Here is a 21,552-nt window from a genome sequence, read left to right on the forward strand (position 1 = left end):
CCAAGGACAATGACATGAAAAAGCTATTGCTATTGCTTCTGCTTGCGTCCATGCCGCTGTTCGGGCAGACGGATCGCGCCACCATCACGGGAACGGTCACCGACACCACTGGAGGCCGCGTCCCCTCTGTCGAAATCACCCTCGTCTCCAAGGCAACGGGCATCTCACGGCTTGCAAAGACCAACAGCGAGGGAGTTTTCACCATCAGCTCCCTCGCTGTTGGTACGTATAAGGCTACCTTCCGCGCTGACAATTTCGCCACTCAAGAAGTCGAAGAGATCCGGCTCGATGTAGGACAGACCTATACCCTGCCGGTCAAGCTGGGTGTCACCAAGGTAGAAACTGCGATCGATGTCAGCGCAGGAGTCACGGGGCTCGATCAATCGTCAGCGGAGATCGGCGGGGTTGTGCACGGTTCGCAGGCGCAGGACCTTCCGCTGAATGGGCGCAATTACGTCAGCCTGGTAGCGCTTGTACCGGGCGCCATCGACTCCGGCACCGGCACACAGGACCAGGTGCGCTTCGCTGGACTCTCGGCGGAAGACAATAGCTGGCATCTCGATGGCATCGACAATTCGGGCATCAACCACCAGTACCAGAAGGTTGCAATTCGTCTCCAGCCTTCCACCGAAGCGATCGCCGAATTCCGTGCCAACAGTGCTGTTTACAGCGCCGATCAGGGCGGCACGCCGGGCGGACAGATCGAACTTGTCTCACGCAGTGGTTCGAATGGATTCCATGCTTCGGCGTGGGAGTTCCTGCGCAACACCTACTTCGATGCGACTCCCTGGGGCACGGTCGGTACTTTTCCGACACTTCATCTGAACAACTTTGGAGCCAACCTCGGCGGCCCCGTTCTCAAAGACAAGCTCTTCTTCTTCGTCAACTGGGAGTCTCTTCGCCAGGTGCAGAACCTGTCTCTCACCGGCACAGTCCCAAGCGCGAGCTTCCGTGCAGCTGTGCTGGCCAAATCGCCTGCGCTGGCGCCGATTTTGAATGCGTACCCCGTAGGCACAGTTACCATTGCAGGCAATGCGAACGCGGTCAGCTGGTATGGCAGTGGACCCTCCACAGATCGCGAAGACTCCGGACTGGCACGTGTCGATTACCACGTCAACAACCGCACGGATGCTTTTGTTCGCTACAGCACGGACCACTACGCAGTTCAGACACCGGCGGATCTCACCGGACAGGGCTTCACAACCCTGACCACACCCAACATCGTGATTGGAGCTCAGACCGCTTTTAGCTCTACCTTCATGAATAACGTCAGGTTCGGCTTCAATCGCGCCGAGTTCACGCAGGGCGAAACCAACACGCTGCCTTACTCTGTCGTCGTCACGGGTGCGTTCACTAAACTCGATGATGCTACTGGATCGGTGCGCTATGACAACTCCTTCACCTTCGTCGACGATGCGACACTTGTCAGAGGACGTAGCACCATCAAGGCTGGTGTGACGGTACGTCGCATTCAGGAAAACAAATCCTCGCCCAGCGTACCGGACGAGATCTACACCTTTGCCAGCACAACCAACTTTCAGAACAACCTGATGGATTCAGATTCTTACGCCGGCACCGTTCCCCTGACCGGACAGCGCATGACGGAGTCCTTTGGTTATATTCAGGATCAGTTCCAGCTCTCTCCACAACTGACGATCAATGCCGGCATGCGCTATGAATACTTCGGTGTGGATCATGAGGTGCAGGGACGCGGCATCATCGTCGATCCGCTGAACTGCTCTGCCGTTGTATGCCCGGCCGGATCAGAGTGGTATCACCCCAACCTGCTCGACTTTTCTCCACGTCTCAGCGTTGCCTATTCGCCTGCAGCTCTCAGAGGTAAGTCGGTGCTGCGGGCAGGCTATGGCATCTACTATGGCGATGGTCAGTTTGGAAATCTAGGTACCCCCGTCGGGAACCTTGCCACCAAATACTCCATCACACAGCAGCAGGCGCCGGGCCTGAGCTTTCCTGTAACGCCTTATCTGGGCGCGGCGGCCAATAGCTTTGCTCCCTCAGGCTCACCCATCAACCGCAAAGACACAGCGGTCGAAGAATGGACGCTTTCGTTCCAGAGTGAGGTCGCTAAGCAGACGGTTGCTCAGATTGCCTACTTCGGAACGCATGCCTCGCACGTCTTCTCCGATGTCACTCTCAACGGTATCGACCCGACAACCGGAAAGCGTCCATTCGCCGGTTATTCCACGATCGACTATCGCGGTTCCTCCAACGATGCCAACACGCAGGCCTTCCAGGCTGGACTGCGTCGCGACTTCGCCAGCGGCCTGCTGATCTCGGCCAACTACGAACTCTCGCACTCACTGGATAACGGTGGCATCGGCGGCGGCGAAGCCGATATCCCGCAGGACTACAACTGTCACCGCTGCGAGTATTCGTCCAGCGATCAGGACATGCGGCATTACTTCAGTGCGAGCACAATCTGGAAGCTGCCGGTCGGACGCGGTCATACCTTCCTGGGCAACGCCTCGCATCTGGAGGAGTTTTTCCTGGGCGGCTGGCAGGCAAGCGGCATCGGCACCGCACGCAGCGGATTACCGATCAATGTCACCATTAGCCGCAGTACCAGCGCGCTTCCTGACCAACTCAACAAAAACCAGCGACCGAACCTCGTGCCTGGCGTATCTGTTTACGCTGCACATAAGACACCGACGAGCTGGCTTAACCCTGCCGCATTTTCTGCTCCGCTGGCTGGTGTCCACGGCAATGCTGGCCGCAACATCGCCCGTGCTCCAGGCCTCTGGCAGTTTGATACTTCGTTACAAAAACGTTTTCCAGTCACCGAACGGGTTGGCGTCAGCTTTCGCGCCGAAGCGTTCAATCTCTTCAACGTCGCGCACTACGGAACGCCAGCGAGTGTCTTTGCCGGCAGTAACTTCGGCGTGGTTACTACTCCCTTCAGCACGAATGCGGTTGGGACCGGCACACCACGAGAGCTGCAGTTCATGCTCCGTGCCGACTTCTAGCCCTTCATACAACGCTCAAGACCGAGGACGGTGAAGACTATACGCTTCACCGTCCTTTCCATATTCCCGGAACAAAGTACGAAGGAGAGAAGACATGATGTCCAGGTTCTTTACAGCAACCACACTGCTGATCTGCACTTCCGCAATCCTCTTAGCCGCCCCGAAGACGACAGTTACCCCTGGTGCAAGGACCGTCGTCCTAGCGCATAACGCCTATCCCGACCATGGCAAGTATGCCGATCGCATCGACCGCGCCATCGCTTCAGGTACGCCGGTCATGATTGAAGAAGATCTGGCCTGGATCAACGGACACTCGTACATCGTCCACGGTGCGAAAAATGCGTCGCCCGATGATCCAACCCTTGAGACGTACTTCTTCCCGAAAATCAAGCCTGTCATGGAACAGGCTCTACGGGATGGGAACAAGGGGAACTGGCCGATCGTAACTTTGTATCTCGATATCAAGAACGATCCGCCTGAGCATCTCCAATACATCAACCACCTGCTGGACCAATACAACGCATGGCTTACCACTGCACCTAAGACCGGCGATCCTGGCCAGCAATCCCCGTTGAAATTTGGTCCCATGATGATCCTGGTAGAAGACAAGCAAAACGACATTAAGCAAAGGTTCTTCTATGATGACGTGCCTGCGGGCGGGAGCATTCGGGTCTTTGGCTCCTATACCAAGCCGGTCGAGAATCCGGCTCATCTTCCCAAGCTCGACTTCATCAACAGCCTCGTCGCTGTCCCCATGAGTCAAATCACGACGCAAAAAGCAGACAACTATCACCGCTGGTGGGGCGTCGATTGGGCCTACGTTGAAAAGGGAGGCGAAGAACACCATGGCGTCTGGGGCAAGGAGCAGGTAGCTCGTCTGAACGAGATTGTCCGCTACGGTCACGGTCTAGGCTACCTGATGGGCTTTTACTGTCTCGATGATTTCACTGCAGCAGAGAACCAGGGCTGGGAGGACGAGTATAACTTCGGCTCCATTTCAGATGTCGTGCCCCGTTGGACTGCCGCCATTCATGCCCATGCGGACATTCTCTCCACAGACCAATACGAAGTCCTTGCGAAGCAGATCCGCGCTCGCTAATCGCTCTTGCCCGACATGGACCTTTCTCTGCAGCCGTCGCCTGAGGAGAAAGGTCTCTTTCTATTCCGAATGGCTCTTCCATCCAACCATGAAAGGCTTCCACATGGCTCCTGATCCGCTTGCACCCGGAACTCTCAATCGCCGCCGTTTTCTGCGCCAAAGCTTCGCCTTCAGCGCGGCTGCTCTTACTTCTTCTTCTCTTTTAGCCCTGCCGTCTCGGCATCCCGCAAAGCAAGACGCGGCCCATCTCCTCATGCTTGGTGATTGGGGAAGAGAGACCAAGGATCGCGCCCAGCACGTTGTGGCGCAGGGCATGATCGATTACACCCAGCAACATGCCCTGTCCCCAGAAGCTCTGCTCATGCTCGGAGATAACTGGTACGACGAACTGCCGGGGGGCGTCACCTCTCCGCGATGGCAGAGCGGCTTCGAGCAGATGTACCCTCAGTCAGTATTCAACTGCCCCGCGTATGCCATCCCCGGCAATCACGACTATCAACGCATGCCCGAAAGCAAGGTCACCGCGGAACTCGCCTACGCCCGCCAACCCCATACCCGTTGGACGATGCCCTCGCTCTGGTACCGCTTCGGCTTTCCGAATAAGAGCCCGCTCATTACCTTCATCGCTCTGGATAGTAATGTCTTTCACGAAAACGGTAAGCCTGAGAAGAACGACTATAACTTCACCCTGACACCAGAGCAACAGGCAGAACAACTCTTATGGTTAAAAGCAGAGCTCGAGAAGCCTTTAACCACGCCTTTTTGGGTCATGATGGCGCATCATCCCGTTTTCTCGAACGGCCCTCATGGCGATCACAAGGTACTGATCCGCGACTGGGATCCGTTGCTACGCGAGCACAACGTTCATCTCTATCTTGCTGGGCACGACCACGATCTACAGCACCTCGAGTTCGAGGGACATCCGACCTCCTTCTTTCTTTCGGGCGGTGGGGGTGCCGATTTATACAATCTTCGCGGCGAAGAAGCTGCACGTGGACCGTATGCGCAGAAGGTCCACGGCTTCAGCCACCTAGAAGTTACCTCGAAGCTAATGACATTGCGTCATTTGAATGCCGATGGCTCAGTCCTTCACACCTTTACCAAAACACCCGAAGGCAAAGTCTCCATCCACTCTTGAATCTGTGCGTAGAGGCGAATGGTTTCAACAAGAGGGAAGGGCCGCGGCCCTTCCCTCTTGTTGAAACCTACTGCAATCTTGCTTGCTGTTTGGATCGATGACTGGACGAGATAGAACGATGCTGTTGCTTGAGGAAAGAATCTACAACCTCGTTCAGGATGTGGCCCACGCTGCCACTGGGTGTTTCCACCTCAAGAACGGCCGCAAGCGTTGGAGCTACATCGCTGATGCCGACGCGTTCGGTATAAGTACCCGCATGAACTCCACCACCCCAAAAAATAAGCGGAACGTGGCTGTCATAGTCATAGGGTGAGCCATGTGAAGTGCCAGACTTGCCGAAGAGGTAGTATGGCTTGATGATAACGATCACATCGGGCCCGCGCTCCGGGAAGAACGACCGAGCGACATAGTCGTCGATTCTGGATTGCATGGCGTCGCGCGGTAACAATTGCGTCCGTGTGTAAGTGCGCGCGACAAATGGCATCTTCATCGCGGCCGTGGCGGCCTCATCTTCTACGGCGCTATGCTTCAGCTTCTTCTTTTCAATCAAGTCATCGTTGAGATAGAAACCGGACTCCTGCGTTCCAATCATCCACTTGCCTACACCGAACTTTTCTTCGAGCGCGGCTTCCACCTTTGCAAGATAATCGGCCTTGTCCAGGCGACCGCCCGGCATCTTGCGCTGCTGGTTTACCTCGGGCACAGGAGCTACGCCGTGGTCTGCCGTAAGCACCACGAGGAGGTTCTCGCGTCCTCCAGCCTGCTTGATCGCAGCCGCAAGTAGTTTTCCAATTACGAGATCCGTGCGTACCGACATATCTTCAACTTCGGGAGCGTCGGGCCCAACCGCATGGCCAAGATGGTCGTTAGCCGAAAAGCTCACCGTGAGCACATCGGTTCCGTCCTGCTGTCCCAGATGCTCATTGTGCATCACGCGCTCAGCAAACTCTTCCAGCATGTCGTTTGCGTAGGGCGTCTCTTCCCACTGCGACAGATATGCTTTGCCCGGCTCGCTTGGCAAGGTCATTAGGGGCTTACCTGATTTCTCCTGGCCAAGTGCATACCAGGACGAGCCCAGGTGCTGGAAAGCTGGCTTTCCAGCATTGAACTCTCGCACCCATGTTGGCAGCTGTTGCTGGTACCAGGTGCTGCTGATCACCACACCTGATTCGTTATCGAACCAGTAGGCAGCGTCGGCCATGCGTCCAGAAGGAAGAATGGCGGCACGATCTTTCATGGAGATACCGATCACTTTGGACTTACCGCTATGAGACATCTTGATTTCATCGCCGAGAGTACTCACGATCAGGTTATGCGGCGAGGAGCCCACTTTCTGCCCGTCAACGCCGATAAGAGTGGTTGCTGCATCCTCAACCGAAGTAATGGTCTTACCCAGCTTTCGGTCGTACCATTCATTGCCAATGATGCCGCTGGTCGCGGGTACCGACCCCGTGAGGAAAGTAGCGTGTCCGGTCGCGGTCACCGTTGGAAAGTGATCCTGATGCGCGTCGATGAAGACCGCTCCTTCAGAGAGCATCGTTGCCAGACCGCTGGTGTACCGTCCGCGAAAACGAGTAGTGTAATCGTAGCGAAACTGGTCGACAGCGATAGCGAGGATCAATTTTGGTTTGTGAACAGGCGCCGCTGTTGGAGGTGCCGCGAATGTTGAAACATGGGGGAGCAGCGTGGCGAATAGAAGTACGACGTTCGGTCTTTTCATGTCACGATCTCCTGCTCACCTGCTTGACCTCGGTTCTTAATGAGGTGTAGCCCCTGGAGCCTTTCGGCAGAGGTTACTCGTCAAACGGTGGCCTGGATCGATTAAAGACGTCCCGCCTTAGAAACATCTGAGAAGGTTGTGCAAGTCACGAAACATTAACATTCACCACTTCTCTCGCTGGATCGACAGGTAGCGCTTCGCATTGACTTTAAACCTCGCCCGAACGATGAAACCCCCTTTTCTTTTTCAGGAAGTCAGATGGAGCTCACGGTCCGCAAAAGGGACAAGCCGGGCAGGACCATGCCATCCACTTATGTCGATGTTATCGAGGTGCCTGCGTGATGCCCCCACCGCACGTGCATTTCCTTCAGTATTTGCGACCTTCACCTTGAATTGATTCACTCCCGCACGCGCACGGCGAGATAGATTGAAGACAAAGGGCGCCCAGGATCTTGACCCCAAGTATTCTCCGTTCAGCCACGCCTCCGCAACGACACCCACTTCTCCGCAATCCAGAAGGAGTCCTTCTTTCAGAAGATCGGCCGAGATTTGCACGTTCTTCTCGTAGGTCATCTCCCCAGAAAAGTTACGTAGACCGGGCCGCATCCAAGAGCCCAAGGGGATTTCGCTCGCAACAGTAGTAAATGTGAAGGGGACGTCGAGAATCTCCCTCGAATCGATGCGCAGTGTTACCTGTTTTGCTTCTGCCGAGAGAGGAATCTTTTGCGTTGCCTCCGCGGACTTCCCATCGATATAGGCCTGATAAGATTGTTTAAATGGTGGCAGGTTGAGAGCTGATACAAGAGGTGGAACCTCAAATCGCAACCACAAGTAGCTCTCCGATAACCATTTCGACTCTGGTTGATAGGTTCGGGTTGAGCATCGTTGCCCTGGGATCACCCGGCCTTCTTCCGTTTCGACGCGGCAAAAGAAGCGGCCACCCACCTCGTTTGCGGGATTGTGCAAGAGCTTTACGAGGATGCTGTTCCAACCTTCTTTCAAGTCAACGTCCACCTTTGCTGCGAATGCGTCGTCGAGCGAGTTGTAGAGCGGACGCAGCCAGCGCGAATAAACCTGATGGCCATTGACGAAGACCGCACGTGGAGAACCAGTGGCGAGCAAAAGTCGGCACTTCGTTGTTTGCGGCAGATAGACAAAGGTCTGAGCATAGAACGTGCCATCGAGTGGGGAGATGCCAAGTGGAGCAGCGTAGTCGACGATGTAACTGTCGTTGCCATTGGGACCGCCTGTGAGCTTGATCAACCCGATCTCGCCGAACCCTGAAACTTGCTCGACACTGTAACGTTCTGCATGTGCCTGAAGCCACTTCAAGCGCACCCCATGATCTCCGATATAGCTTTTGTCAAAGTCAATTTCGTGTTCTGGAGGATAGCTTTGATCCAGAGCAAGATCGTCCGGATTAGGAAAAGGGCCAATTACATTCCACGACTGCAGTGAGTAACGCATAGGCGATAGCCAAAGTTCACGCCAGTCAAGTTCTACTCTTGTCTTTGCATACCACGCCGCATCGCTTCCCAAGTTGTTCGGGTCTTCGACAGACAAAGCATATGGAGCTTCGATTACAGGCGCGCCAACCGTGACTTCCCACGAACCCTCAATTGCCTGGAAAGCAGTGGAAGGTGAAGGCAAGGATCCATGGTAGCGTTTTTCATCTTTAGTAAGTGCCAGTCTTCCACCCGTCGCAGGAAGAAGGGATGTTACGCGCACAGTAACACCACTCGAATCCTCCTTCACGATATGGAAGTCATCCAGGTTAGTCGTTTCCAGCCGAAGTGTCTGGGACGCGCCTGCTAAATCAAACACAATGTATGCCGCATCCCAGGCATCGAGCTTAAGACGAATGATGGTGCCGTCAGGAGTGGACTCATAAAATAGCGGCACACGGAGACCGGTCTCTGCGTCCCAACGTTCTGGTCGGCCATGCGCGGGAAGTTTGAGCAGATTGACACGCGGCATCGGAGAATCATTGACCAGCCAAAAAAACTCAGAGCCATCCTTCTTCTTGCGTAGTGTAAAAAGGCTTTCGACAGGGCCATCCACAATCAAGGCATCGGGACGCACATGGTGCTTAAGGAAATCGAGAAGATCGGTTTCGGATCCGTCTACCACGTAAGCGCGTCCTGAAGTTTGAGGCTTTGGCTGAAGTCCTCCACTGAGTGTGTCGAATCGTGACTTCCAAAGGTCGAGAAGAGCGGGATCGTTCCTGCCGGATTCGACCGAGATGTAGGGCAGATATCCAAGCGCAAACACTATGCCGCCAGCGTCGATGAACCTGGCGATCTGTTGCGCTGTGGAACGGCGAATCGTCGACATAGGTGGCAGCACAATGACCTTGAAGTGAGAGTCTGCGATCGTAAGGCTTGCGCCGTCGATCTTGCCTTTGACGAGATATTCGTCATCCGCAACCTGATAAGCCAGCCGTTCCCGCGATAACAGCAGCTTTAGTTCGGCATACCGATCATTCGTCTCCCTGGCGTCGGTGCTCCAGTTTGCATCGTGAAGTATGTAACTGAATTTATCGCTTTTGAAGGAGGTAGACGATTGTCCCCACACCGAGACCTGGGGATACAGCAGCACGATCTCAGCAAGTTCGTGACTATTGCGATTCATGAAGCTGACACGCCGCATCTGGTCGGCATACGACTTGAACCAGCGGAGATAGGGTTCGCTACGGAACCAGTCGGGCGGGTAGTTTGTCTTTGCAAGATCGTAGTCGAACGCGTGTGGAATAAACTCGCTCACATTCCAGGCAGCCAAGCCATTTGAGACTCGGCGCATGCGTTCGGGACTCAGATACGATCCCTCGCCTTGAACCCCCTGGTTCTCACAAACGACGCGCTTGCGCTCAAAGTCTGCGACCGACGCATTTTCTTTGAGCCAGATGGACTGCCTTCCCCACTCGTCGAGCGTGTCACAACCAGGGTTCGTCATGGAGCGAAGGATACGGAAGAAGTCACCCTGATAAGCCGGGCCGAAGAACAGCGACTCCTCCCAGACATGACCGGTGTGCTCAAGTTTGTGCTGTTCGCACCAGTCTGTTATTTGCTGCCAGAAGTTTGAGCTATAAAGTTCACTCACTGTATCCAGCAGGTCGCATCGAACCTTCTCCGTCTGCAAACCGATGTCGTAAGTAAGCGCAGGAAGTAGCGGAACAAGTTCATAACCAACTTTTGCTTTGAAACTCTCGAATAGCCTGGGCGTCCATGGGAGGCGCCCTCCATAGGTGCCTTCATGATCCGCAAATGTAACTGGCAAAGCTTTACCGAAGTGCTTTCCGTGCCGTTTGTAAAATTCTTCGTAATAAATCTTGATGTACTCCGCGACAGCTTCACGGCTCATAATGTCCACGCTGCCGTGATCCGGGCCGATCGTATCTTCAAGCACATAACTAAAGACGATCCAGTCACCTTCAGGAACTTCCCATGTGAGCTCTTTGGCATCTGTCTTAATCTCGATTACTTTCAGGGTAGCTGCATCAAGCTGCCCTGGTCCGAACGACTTTGCAATGACAATATGAGCAGTATTTTGTGCAAGAGTCAGATGTGCGGTTTGTGGGCCACGCAAGGTAGTCTCAACCTGCCGAAGCCGTTTCATATGGAACGCCGGGTTTGCCTGAACCACGCGGCTCTTTTGCGGCCCGGGCAGCCAATAGTCGCGAGCCTCACCACTTGGCCATTCAAACTCATTGACCATGCAGAGCGAAAAGCCTAGTTCTTGCGCAGCATCCAGGGCTTCTCCTACAACCTTCCACCAAGTCTCAGAGAGATAGGGTGTTTCCAGACCATCACGGTTATGGGCGTAAGCTCCGTAGACACCGTGATCGATCATCTGCTTCATCTGACGCCGGAGCTCACCGACTTCGAGCGCTCCATTCCAGAACCAGAATGGGCGAATGCTGAACTGACGGTCGGGATCGAGGAATGCGGAATAGAGAGCATCGTTCGACGACGGTGATGATGTGGGTGTTATCTGTAGCGCCCAGCCTCGCGATGTTAGCAGACCTCCTATGCCCATAGCGGACAAACCCAAGAAATCTCTCCGTCTCAGCTTTTGCACGATGTATTCCCTTTCTGATTTATCTTGTGTTCGTTGTCCACCACTTTGTCCGTGATAGAGCAAGTAGGTGTCGAAAATCTATCGCCACCCTTCAGTGACGAACAGGCATCCTTGAAGCAATCCTGCGCAATCGCGACGAGTAATTGTGCTTCCTGCCAGCGATCTGTCTCCTCTTGAAGCTCGCCTGCATCGTCGTGAAACTGACGCGCATAATTGTAAGTTGGACCAAGCAGTTCGGGACAGAACCAAAGCTCCATGTCTGCCTCATGCGAAGATAGAAGAAGGTGCCGCATGACCTGTGTCCATGCACGGCGAAAAATAGACAGCCCAACCTCCGATACTTCGGCAAGCGGAACTTGCATACAGCAACGATCGCCGATTCGCCCGTGAAGAAACAAAGTCTGTTCAAAGATGGGTTTAAGAAAAGAAAGCCGGGCGCTAAGATCGCCATACAACATTTCCTGGCCGGTGTACCAATGTGAGAGATCGAGATTGAAACGCAGTTGCGGAAAGCGACGTGAGAGTTGCACGGTCCGCCACGCATCCTGCGTTATGGAAGCACGATGCGTTTCGAGCATGAGCGGTATCTGATGGTCAACGGCAGCTTTACAGATTGCAGCAGCATAGACATCCATCTCTGTGTCAGATTCCATCCCGAAGCCCGCAATGCACGTCACTGCCACAGCATCTCGCGCTTTCCATGACGCCGCGAGTTCGTCCGCATCTGCAGGCTGCACAAGCAGACCCGACCCGAGCAATGCAAGACCAAATTTTGAACATAGGCCCGGATGGCCTCCCTGCAATCCTTCGTAACCTGCCTGTGCGATCTCGCGATGAAGCTGCACGTCACTTCCTTGAGGTCCGGTGGAAAAGGCAGGAAGATCGGAGACGTTTCCGTAGGTCATGCCGATCCGCAACCTTCTTTGCTTAGTAGAGGCTCCGCTCAACAGATGCGACCTCGCTTCCCTGCACTGCCATGTCCCGGAGGATTTTCGCCAACCCACCGCTCGTCGATCGGCTCGCTGGCAAGTTGATACCTGGAATCTGACGAAAGGCGAAGATGATTCGAGCGATTATCCATGCCGCCGTGAACAAGGTCGACCGAAAAGATCACAACGTCCCCCGCCTCATACTCCGAGACAAGCCAGCGTCCGCCAAGTTGTCTCCGAATTTCAGTAGGACTCTCTGACAGCCAGCCGTTGTAGCCGTTTGCCATTCGAGCTCCATCGCTTGGATCGTTTTCGCAGTAGCTATCTACATCTTTAGCTCCGTAGCTCTTCTGTAGCTCTTGATTCTTGTGACTGTTTTCAAGCACCATGAGGCCACCGGCCTCAAAGTCAACCTTACCGAGCGGCACCCATGCCGTATAGAGTTTCCGCGTTCCCCTGCCCATAAAGACAACGTCGCAATGACTCGGCGTGCCACGGCCAGGAGAGATGCAACGCAGCCAGGTGAAATCGAAGTGGCGCGTCGGGCCACCCAGGAAGTGGCGAAAGAAGCTCATCAACTCTCCCTCTTCGGCGTAAAGCAGCTTCTGCAATGGCCGGTTGTTTTTTTGGGCCAATTCGGGTTGGAAGAATAGAGACGTCCCAGGCTTCTGGATACCGTCCATGAGAGGCGCATCGGGATCAAGCTGTCCTTGATCTGCAAGTTGTTCGAGTGTGTCTCTGCGTGCCGCGAGAACCTGATCTCGATTTAGAAGGCCGCGAAGAAGGAGATAGCCATCCTCGGCCATCCGCTGCCGCAGCAAGTCTGCGTTTCCAAGAAGCTCGTTCGCTTCGCGAAGGTAGCCTAGCCTGTTGGCTGACGAGTCGAGCCGTTCCCCACAAGAATAGATGTCAAGAGCGGTCTCTGCGACTAACATAGGTTTTCCTCACCGTCGCAGCCCCTGCAAGAAGGCTCCGACTTAGTTCCCATACGGTAGTCTCTTGCCGCAAGATGTAACCATTCAGTCCTCAGCCGTTCTTATATAATTTTCGCTCACAGATGATGTCACAGTTCAGCAAGTATTTCGCGATCAGCGCCCGTGATAAGACATGGGGTCTCTACGTAACTGGAGTAGGACACGCAGAGCTTGCCTCGGATTCCGAATACCCACCTTCCATTCATCCCGATGCGTATCTCTTTCAGTGGGAGCGTGGCCGCGTTCTGGATGAATGCGTACTCTTGCATATCAAAAAGGGTGGTGGTGTATTCAGCAGCAACGAAACAGGAGAGATAAAACTGCGCATGGGCGATGTGCTCGTGATCGCCCCCCGCCAGTGGCATCGCTATCGGCCTGACCCAGCTACGGGGTGGGAAGAGTTCTGGGTAACTTTCGAGGGCCCGCTTGCAGACTCCTGGCGTTCAGAGGGTTTCTTCGACAAGAACAAGCCTGTGATTGCAACGAATTTACATTTCGATCTTGAAGAGACTTTCGAGCGAATGATCCATGTCGCGAAGCGCGAGCTGCATGCTCCTTATTTGATGGCAGGTCTTTGCCACAGTATCGTGGGCGCTGCTCTTTCGTTATCAAGCAGACTGGCCATGGACCCAAGCGAACGTCAACTTCTAGCCGCAGCAGAGTACCTGCGAAATCATTCGACGGTAGTCGATCTCGAGTGGCTTGCACGACAGAGCCGGATGAGCCCGAGCACGTTCCGCCGCCGCTTTCATGATTATTTCGATTGCAGCCCAAGCACCTACCTCGCGGTTCAGAGGATCGGAGCAGCAAAGCGCTATCTGGCTGAAACGGACTTGCCGCTGAAGAGAATTGCCGATCTGCTGGGATACTCTACCGAGTTTTATTTCATGCGTGTATTCAAGCAACACACTGGACTAACACCTTCTACATGGAGGCGTAGAGCTTGAAGAAAAGCGTTGAGAGTAGCCAATCGCTCCGCGAGTATTCGGCACATCACGAAAAGAGCGCCGTCAGGGTATTTCCTGGCGGCGCTTCGAGTTTGCGGTACAGGTGGTTAGAACGATATGCGAGCCGAGAGCTCGAGCTCTCTTGGATCGAGCGCAGAGGTGACCCTTCCATACGTTGCTGAACCGACGCTGGTATCGACATTGCTGAAGTTTGGATGGTTAAGAAAATTGAAGGCTTCTGCTCTGAATTGGACATTCACTCTATCGTGGATAGGAAAGGTCTTATAGGTCGCGACATTGAAGGAGATCTCGCGCGGGCCGCGGATGCTGGCAGGACTTGCATTGCCATAAAAGCCGAACTCAGGTGCCGCGAAGGCAGTCGTATCGAACCACTCCGCCTTGGTCTTGAGCAGCCTGATAGGAGCAACCTGGTTCGGCCGGATCGCCAATCCGTTGGTGCCTGTAGAGATGCCGGGGGTCAACGCAAAACCGCTTTCAATCACTCCAAGGGTGGCAAGACTCCAGCCACCCAGGATCTGACGCTCCAGTAAGTTACCGCTGTGCTTAAAGACTTGGAAGTCATAGATACCGGAGATCGAGAGGACGTGAGGACGATTGAAGTTGGTCGGAGCGTATTCAGCCGCGAGGTTGCGCCAGTCCTGGATGCCTTGCCCTCCGTTTGTTCCGATGCTTCCACCGCCGGTATTACTGGTGTGTCCGAACTGGGCGAGCGATTTGCTGTACGAATAAGCCCCCGTGGCCTGCACGGAGTTCTTGCGATATACAAAACCAGTCTGTAGAGCGTTGTAGTTGCCGGAACCGATTCCGGCCTCTGCATAAATGTTCTGGTACCCCTTGTACGGTCGCGTGAAGTTTGGGCTGCTGGTATTGGTATTGATGCAGGGATCGAAGTTGTAAGAGCTCGCTGGAGCCTGTCCTGTAATGCAGCCAGCAGATTGGGTAGGAGCCGCGACCGCAAGCGGCTGGTTGAGGTCGTAACTAACCGTCTCCTGGTGGCGGAAGAGAGAGCCTGCGTAAGCGACACTAAGTACGGCGCTGGGAACGATCTGACGCTCTACCGTAGCGCTGAAGCTTTGCACCTGAGCTGGAGTGAACTTCGGTCCAACAGCGTCCAGTGTTTGCGGCGACGCACCGGATGCAAGACCTGAAGCAGGGTTTTCCAGAGTACCGCTCAGGATATTTGCACTCTGATTGAATGGTGGATTTTGGCCGAAGGCTCCGTAGATGGCCTCAACGGCAAGCCGTGAATAGCCAATACCATAACCTGCGCGAAGTGAGGTTTTGCCATCGCCAGTGAGATCGTAGGCGAACCCGACCCTAGGTGCAAAATTAGTGTACTTGGGGGTAAAGAAACCGCTTGGAACACCGTTCACACCAGCCTGTACAAGGCCCGTAGAGAGATTGGCGGCGGTACCCGTTGCGGTGAGAGGAACTCCGTTGGGGTTCGTAACAAATCCTCCGCCCGCCGTTACAACAGGCGCTACGGTTGGATCGTATGCCGATGGAAAGAATGAGGAAACCTGATTGCCTGAACTGGTGTTCGGCGAGAAGTACACCCAGCGAAGACCAGCATTCACGGTGAGGCGACGTGTGGCGCGCCAATCATCCTGCGCATAAGCCTCCCCTTGGCGGTAATGAAAGGAGCCGCTGCGCTGGCCGCTATCTTGATGATATGTTGCGGGAAGCCCGAGAAGATAGTCCGCGACAGGATCACCTGTACGCGTTCCGTTGAAGGTGAACTGTCCTCCCGGATAGGTGAAAACATTTTGGTTCTTGACTCCTGCAATGTATAAAGCTCCGAACTGAAAGACGTGTGAGCCTTTTGTCCAACTAAGGTCGTCCTGAAGAATTCCCTCTCCATCCGATGCATGGATAGGAGGGGTGCCTGCTCCAAAGCCTGTATAACCACCACTGAAATTTATCTGTGGAGCTTTATTGAGAACGTTTGCGGTCGGAAAGGCTTGATTGATTGTAACTCCCGCTGGGGTCAGGAAGCCGGTCGTGTTAATGCGGGGTTTGTCATAGGTTTCGGCTATGGTTGCGGTATTTATCACGCTGGGAGTGATGGTGGAGCTGAGTCGAATCATCATATTCAAACCGGTGGTGTAGTACGTAGTCGGAGTCACAGGAAAGATACCGGTTCCGAAGGAGTTATAGGGAATGCCATTTTTAACCTGTTCGTAAGAGCATCGCCCCGTCAACACTTCGTTCCCGGTGACATAGTGGTCGACCCGGTAGTTATAACTGTCCTGCGACAAGGTCTGTGGCTCTTGATTGATATAGTTCAAGGAGCTGCCCGGGTTGTTTGGGAGCGATGCCAGCGAGTTGAGGAGCGCGATTGCTGTGGGATCGATGCAAGCCGGGTTTAATGTGCCATTGACGATACAGTTGTTCGCGCCTCGTGTGGCAAGCTGCCCCTGCGCAAGATTATCCTTGAAGGCCAGATTCGTGTCTGAGAGTGTTCCAGCGCGTTGCGCCTGGGTGAAGACAAGTCCCTGCGCGGTCGAACCATTCACAATACGACGCCACTCGTTTGAGGCGAAGAAGAAGGTTTTACGCTTGCGATTCGCGTTATAAAGATGCGGAATAAATATCGGCCCCCCGAAAGAGTATCCGAAGATATTCTGGCGTAGCTTCGTCTTCTGCGTTCCGAAATAGTTATTCGCATCAAGACCATCGTTTCGGAAGTAATCCCATGCGCTGCCATGGAAGGTATCCGAGCCTGACTTCGTCTGCACGATCACCTGTCCAGAGCCTGCCAGACCATAGCGAGCGCTGTAGTTATCCTTGAGGATGCGGAACTCGTCGATGGAGTCTACGATCGGGAGAATGTTGATATTGCCGAGATTGCCCGTATTCATGTTGTAAACGCCATCCAGCGTGTATACGGAGTACTCAATGGAAGCGCCGTTGACGATGAGCGTTGTTCCTCCGGTAAGGCCGCCTGCCGACTGTTGGTTGTTGCCAGCGGTGCTCGATACGCCTGGGATCAACTGGCCCATAGACTGAAAGTTGCGTCCGTTGAGCATGAGATTTTCGACTTGCTTCGAGGTGATGGTTCCTCCGGAACCGGAGTCTTGTGTCTCGACAGCGAGCGCGTCCGCTGTGACGTTGATGGTTTCCCCTACGCTGCCTACTTTGAGCGACAGACTCGTCTCGCGTGTCTGGCCAGGATCGACTTGTACATGCTGCACAAAAACCGTATTGAAGCCTTGCACCGATGCCCTAACGGTATACAGCCCCGGAGTAAGAGCGTCTACAGAGTAGAAACCCGAGGTAGCAGTTGTAATCGACTTCGTAACATTTGTAGCCTCGCTTGTTACCTCGACGGTTACTCCTGCAACAGCAGCACCGGTCATGTCTAGGATCGTTCCACGGATTGAGCCTGAGTTTCCCTGCCCCAATGCAGCGGCCACAAAAAAGACGAAAGAAAATAAGCTGACGATCCGTACATGCTGTGAACGTTTCATTTTTTAGCTACCCCGTTTGGATTCCGCCATACAAATGCAGGTAGAGACTCTTGATGTACCCGTAAAAGAAGGCCTCGACTCAGCACGAAACACTAGTCCCCAAAGACGAGAAGCCGCCATTCAGTTTGCGGTCGTTCTTATATACTTTTCGCTCACAGATGCCCCGAGCCATACCTGTATACAGCAGATGAAGGCGCAGACCTTTAGAAGAAGCATGTTGCTCATACCGCTTAAACAGGGGCCAAACCTTCATTCACATAAGCAATTCCATCTTCGAAGTATGGGCTTCTCCACCACCGTTTTCGGCGGAGTTCATACTAGAAATAATTTCCGGAAGAAACATTATGTCTCCTGACGGGCATTGTCAATACAAGTGATGAACAGAGAAATACGTAAAGAGCCTGCGCCTTGTGTTCGGCTGAATTCGCGGAAGATTCAATAGAGGGAATATTTTCCTTTCGCATTTCGCTTCATGTAGGATGGGTGCGCTTTCAGGCATGCGCTCCATTGTGAGGCGAAGATGGGTTCCAACTGCTTATTAGCGTTACGCATCGAAGGGTCACTTGTTACATGCAGCATGACCGGATCAACTCTGGTAGCCGCATATGGCAACGATTTCAGGGGCGGCTGATAGACATAACACTCTCCAAAGCACCCCCTGCGAATTTGCGCAACCGCGGTACATCATTTTTCTCAAACAAGGAGCCGAACAACATGCACGCACATGCTCTTAAAGAGACACCCGGAAGGTTCTCGCAGTCGCGCATTGCCACCATCCTCTGCATCTGTTTTGTTATCTCTCAGGGCGCGACGGCGCAATCCGACAAAGACACCGTGGCGAAGGGGTTTGAAACTCCTCCGTCTTCTGCACAGCCTCGCGTCTGGTGGCACTGGATGAACGGCAACATTAGCAAGGAAGGGATCAAGCTGGATCTTGAGTGGATGCATCGCTCTGGCATTGCTGGCTTCCAGAACTTCGATGCTGCTTTGGAGACGCCGCAAGTCGTCGACAAGCGCCTGGTTTACATGACGCCTGAGTGGAAGGATGCGTTCAAATACGCAACCACCCTCGCAGACAGCCTGGGCATGGAAGAGGCCATTGCTGGCTCCCCTGGATGGAGCGAGACTGGCGGCCCCTGGGTGCCTCCATCCGAAGGGATGAAGAAGTACGTCTGGTCCGAGACGTCCGTTGAAGGCGGCAGGCCCTTCAACGGCAAACTCGCTCATCCGCCATCGAACACAGGGGCTTTTCAAAACATCGGAGTCCGCGATGTTATGGACGCTGGCATTGCCCCACCACAGTTCTACGCAGACTCCGCGGTGATCGCATACCGCAGACCGAAGGGTGATGTTTCTCTCGATTCTCTTCACGCGAAGATGACCGCCAGTTCGGGCTCTCCTGATCTAAACCTTCTCAGCGATGGCGATCTTTCCAAGATGATGAAGCTTCCCATTCCGGAGGCCGGCGACGCCTGGGTTCAGTGGGAGTTCCCCACCGCGCAACGTGTTCGCTCTCTGACCATCGTTGCAGCGAACATACCCGAGATCGTCGGAGCCCTGACTGGCATTGGTGATCCGAAGAAGTCGGTTCAAGTGAGCAACGATGGCACAGCCTTCCGCGAGATCGCAATCGTTCCCGACCATGGCGCTCCAGAGCATACCATCACGCTGCCTGACGTGAATGCCCGGTTCATTCGCGTCGTCTTCGAGCGAGGTGCTTCGCCTCATATGCCTTCCTGGGCTGAGGGCATCGATCCCGCATCGCTAGGCTTCAAAGTTCCGCCGAAACCGACGGGCTATGAGGTCGCGGAACTATCACTGCATGTGGGCGCTCGCGTGAACCGCTTCGAAGAGAAGGCTGCGTTCACCACAATGGATGACATCTATGGATTCGCAACACCCACTGTCGACAAAGACGACAGCATCTCAAAGGCCGACGTGATCGACCTTACCGGCAAGATGCAGCCGGACGGCACTCTGGACTGGACGCCACCGGTTGGCGACTGGGTCGTCCTGCGCTTTGGGTACTCCCTGCTGGGCATCACAAATCATCCCGCGACGAAGGAGGCCACCGGACTCGAAGTCGATAAGCTAAACCACGCTTATGTGAAGAAGTACATGAATGGATACCTAGACAGTTATAAGGAGACTGTCGGCGCGGATTGGATGGGCAAGCGCGGCATTCGCTACGTCATCACCGACAGCTGGGAGGCAGGTTCCCAGAACTGGACCGACAACATGATCGACCAGTTCAAGAAACGTCGCGGCTACGACCCGCTCCCCTGGATGCCGGTGCTCACAGGCCATGTTGTCGAAAGCGCTCCCGCCAGCGATCAGTTTCTATGGGACTTCCGCAAAACCATCGCCGACCTGATTGCAGATGAGCACTATGGGCAAGTACAGGCCTCTCTCAAAGCGAGGAACATAGGCCACTATGGAGAGTCTCATGAATCCGGACGCGCCTTCGTCGCCGATGGCATGGAGGTCAAGAAGCTCGATGATATTCCAATGGCCGCCATGTGGACCCAGACACCAGGCGTAAACCATGAGCAGTTTGCCTTCAACGCAGACGATCGCGAGTCCGCTTCGGTCGCACACATCTACGGCCAGAACCTTGTGGCGGCAGAGTCCATGACAGCCGGTGCGGCGCCGTGGGCATGGTCGCCTTCCACGCTGAAACCCACAGCCGATCAGGAGTTTCTAAATGGCATCAACCGCTTCGTCATCCATGAGTCCGCGCATCAACCGCTGATCGGTAAAGCTCCTGGTCTCACGCTCGGGCCCTTCGGACAGTGGTTCAATCGCAACGAAACATGGGCCGAGCAGGCACGTCCATGGATCGACTACCTGGCTCGCACCAGCTACCTCCTACAGCAAGGACACTTCGGAGCCGACGTCGTTTACTTCTATGGCGAGGATTCAAACCTCACCGCTATCTTCAAAGACAAAGCCCCGAACATTCCCGCTGGCTATGGCTTCGATTACATCAACGCCGATGGCCTGATCCACGAGTTGAAAGCCTCGAACGGCCGAATCACCACTGCAAGCGGAATGAGCTATCGCGTACTTGGTCTCGATCCGTACAGCAAACAGATGTCCCTGCCAGTCCTGCGTGCTATTCACAAACTTGTGGAAGAAGGCGCAACGCTCGCAGGTCCCGGGCCCGAGAAAGATCCCAGCCTCGCCGACGACCATGCAGAGTTCGCCAGGCTCAGCCGCGATCTCTTTGGTGATGGCACAGGCATCCACAAAGTGGGCAAGGGTATCGTCTATGCGGGTCAGAGCCTTGACGATGTCTTCCATGCTCTCAACCTCAAACCTGACTTCGACTACACCAAACCGGGAGCCGACACGCGCCTCCTCTTCGTCCACCGCAGGCTGGCAGATGGAGACGTGTACTTCGTAGACAATCGCAGCGATCACCCCGCAAGTGTCGATGCAAGTTTTCGCGTGGCTGGCAAAGTGCCTCAGCTCTGGCATGCCGAAACCGGCAAGTCCGAACCCGTCTCATACGCTATCGCCGACGGACACACGACCGTTCCCCTGAAACTCGAGCCCTGGGGAACAGTTTTTGTGGTCTTCCGTGAGAAATCGAAAGCTATGTCGTACACCGTTCCTGCTACTCACGAGACAGAGCTGGCCATCCTCGATGGGCATTGGGATCTGAGTTTCCAACCGGACCGTGGTGCTCCCGCGACAGCCTCCTTCGAGAGCCTTATCTCATGGCCTGATAGCTCCGACGCTGGAATCAAGTACTTCTCGGGGACGGGCACATACAGCAAAACCATCAACGCCTCCGCGGACTGGTTAAGGAAGAACACCCAAATTTGGCTCGACCTGGGCGACGTCAAAAATATCGCTGAGGTCACTCTCAACGGCAAATCGCTTGGTCAAGTCTGGCATGCTCCTTACCGAGTCAACCTTACAAGCGCTCTCAAGCCCGGAAAAAATGAGCTCTCGGTCAAGGTCACCAACGCATGGGTCAACCGGCTCATCGGCGACCAACAGTCAGACGCAAAGGTAAAGTACACCTTCGCCGACGTGAAGCCCTACAAGGCCAACTCGCCGCTATTGCCGTCCGGTCTGCTCGGTCCCGTAAAAATCTATGGGGTGTCTCATTAAATAGCGAATAGTCCGGCAAGCATCGAGGCTTACTCTTCTTGTTCGCCGGACCTCGTTCTCTCAATCATTCA

Annotated in this window: 10 protein-coding genes; 5 read left to right on the forward strand and 5 right to left on the reverse strand. The window is 54.5% G+C overall.

Features of this window, described 5'->3' with window-relative positions; genetic code table 11:
• The first annotated feature begins 14 nt into the window (after window positions 1-14).
• From ACIPR4_RS11095 to ACIPR4_RS11105, 3 genes are all read left to right on the forward strand, one after another.
• Window positions 15-2,984: a TonB-dependent receptor gene (locus ACIPR4_RS11095; protein WP_013568762.1), complete on the forward strand. Its 2,970-nt coding sequence runs from the start codon at window positions 15-17 to the stop codon at window positions 2,982-2,984.
• A gap of 94 nt (window positions 2,985-3,078) precedes the next feature.
• Window positions 3,079-4,083, forward strand: a complete 1,005-nt coding sequence (locus tag ACIPR4_RS11100; protein ID WP_013568763.1) for a hypothetical protein — start codon at window positions 3,079-3,081, stop codon at window positions 4,081-4,083.
• A 103-nt stretch (window positions 4,084-4,186) separates the two neighbouring features.
• On the forward strand, window positions 4,187-5,221 hold the full coding sequence (locus ACIPR4_RS11105) for a metallophosphoesterase (protein ID WP_013568764.1): 1,035 nt from the start codon (window positions 4,187-4,189) through the stop codon (window positions 5,219-5,221).
• A 67-nt stretch (window positions 5,222-5,288) separates the two neighbouring features.
• Here ACIPR4_RS11105 and ACIPR4_RS11110 read toward each other — a convergent pair whose 3' ends face one another.
• From ACIPR4_RS11110 to ACIPR4_RS11125, 4 genes are all read right to left on the reverse strand, one after another.
• Window positions 5,289-6,941, reverse strand: coding sequence for an alkaline phosphatase family protein (locus tag ACIPR4_RS11110; protein WP_013568765.1), 1,653 nt, complete (start codon window positions 6,939-6,941; stop codon window positions 5,289-5,291).
• A 246-nt stretch (window positions 6,942-7,187) separates the two neighbouring features.
• Complete coding sequence (locus ACIPR4_RS11115; protein ID WP_013568766.1) at window positions 7,188-10,991, reverse strand: glycosyl hydrolase; 3,804 nt, start codon at window positions 10,989-10,991, stop codon at window positions 7,188-7,190.
• A 14-nt stretch (window positions 10,992-11,005) separates the two neighbouring features.
• On the reverse strand, window positions 11,006-11,863 hold the full coding sequence (locus ACIPR4_RS11120) for a hypothetical protein (RefSeq protein WP_144312397.1): 858 nt from the start codon (window positions 11,861-11,863) through the stop codon (window positions 11,006-11,008).
• A 98-nt stretch (window positions 11,864-11,961) separates the two neighbouring features.
• Complete coding sequence (locus tag ACIPR4_RS11125; protein WP_013568768.1) at window positions 11,962-12,882, reverse strand: phytanoyl-CoA dioxygenase family protein; 921 nt, start codon at window positions 12,880-12,882, stop codon at window positions 11,962-11,964.
• A gap of 122 nt (window positions 12,883-13,004) precedes the next feature.
• Here ACIPR4_RS11125 and ACIPR4_RS11130 point away from each other — a divergent pair, with 122 nt between their 5' ends.
• Complete coding sequence (locus ACIPR4_RS11130; protein ID WP_013568769.1) at window positions 13,005-13,868, forward strand: helix-turn-helix domain-containing protein; 864 nt, start codon at window positions 13,005-13,007, stop codon at window positions 13,866-13,868.
• Between the two features lie 107 nt (window positions 13,869-13,975).
• Here the strand turns inward: ACIPR4_RS11130 and ACIPR4_RS11135 are convergent, their stop codons facing one another.
• A complete protein-coding gene (locus ACIPR4_RS11135) occupies window positions 13,976-17,359 on the reverse strand; it encodes a TonB-dependent receptor (protein ID WP_013568770.1) in 3,384 nt (1,127 codons plus the stop codon).
• A 714-nt stretch (window positions 17,360-18,073) separates the two neighbouring features.
• Between ACIPR4_RS11135 and ACIPR4_RS11140 the strand changes: the two genes are divergently transcribed.
• Window positions 18,074-21,481 (forward strand): glycosyl hydrolase, encoded by a 3,408-nt coding sequence (locus ACIPR4_RS11140; RefSeq protein WP_013568771.1) that lies wholly within the window; start codon window positions 18,074-18,076, stop codon window positions 21,479-21,481.
• The last annotated feature ends 71 nt before the right edge of the window (window positions 21,482-21,552 follow it).

This window comes from Terriglobus saanensis SP1PR4 (assembly GCF_000179915.2).
Lineage (GTDB): Bacteria > Acidobacteriota > Terriglobia > Terriglobales > Acidobacteriaceae > Terriglobus > Terriglobus saanensis.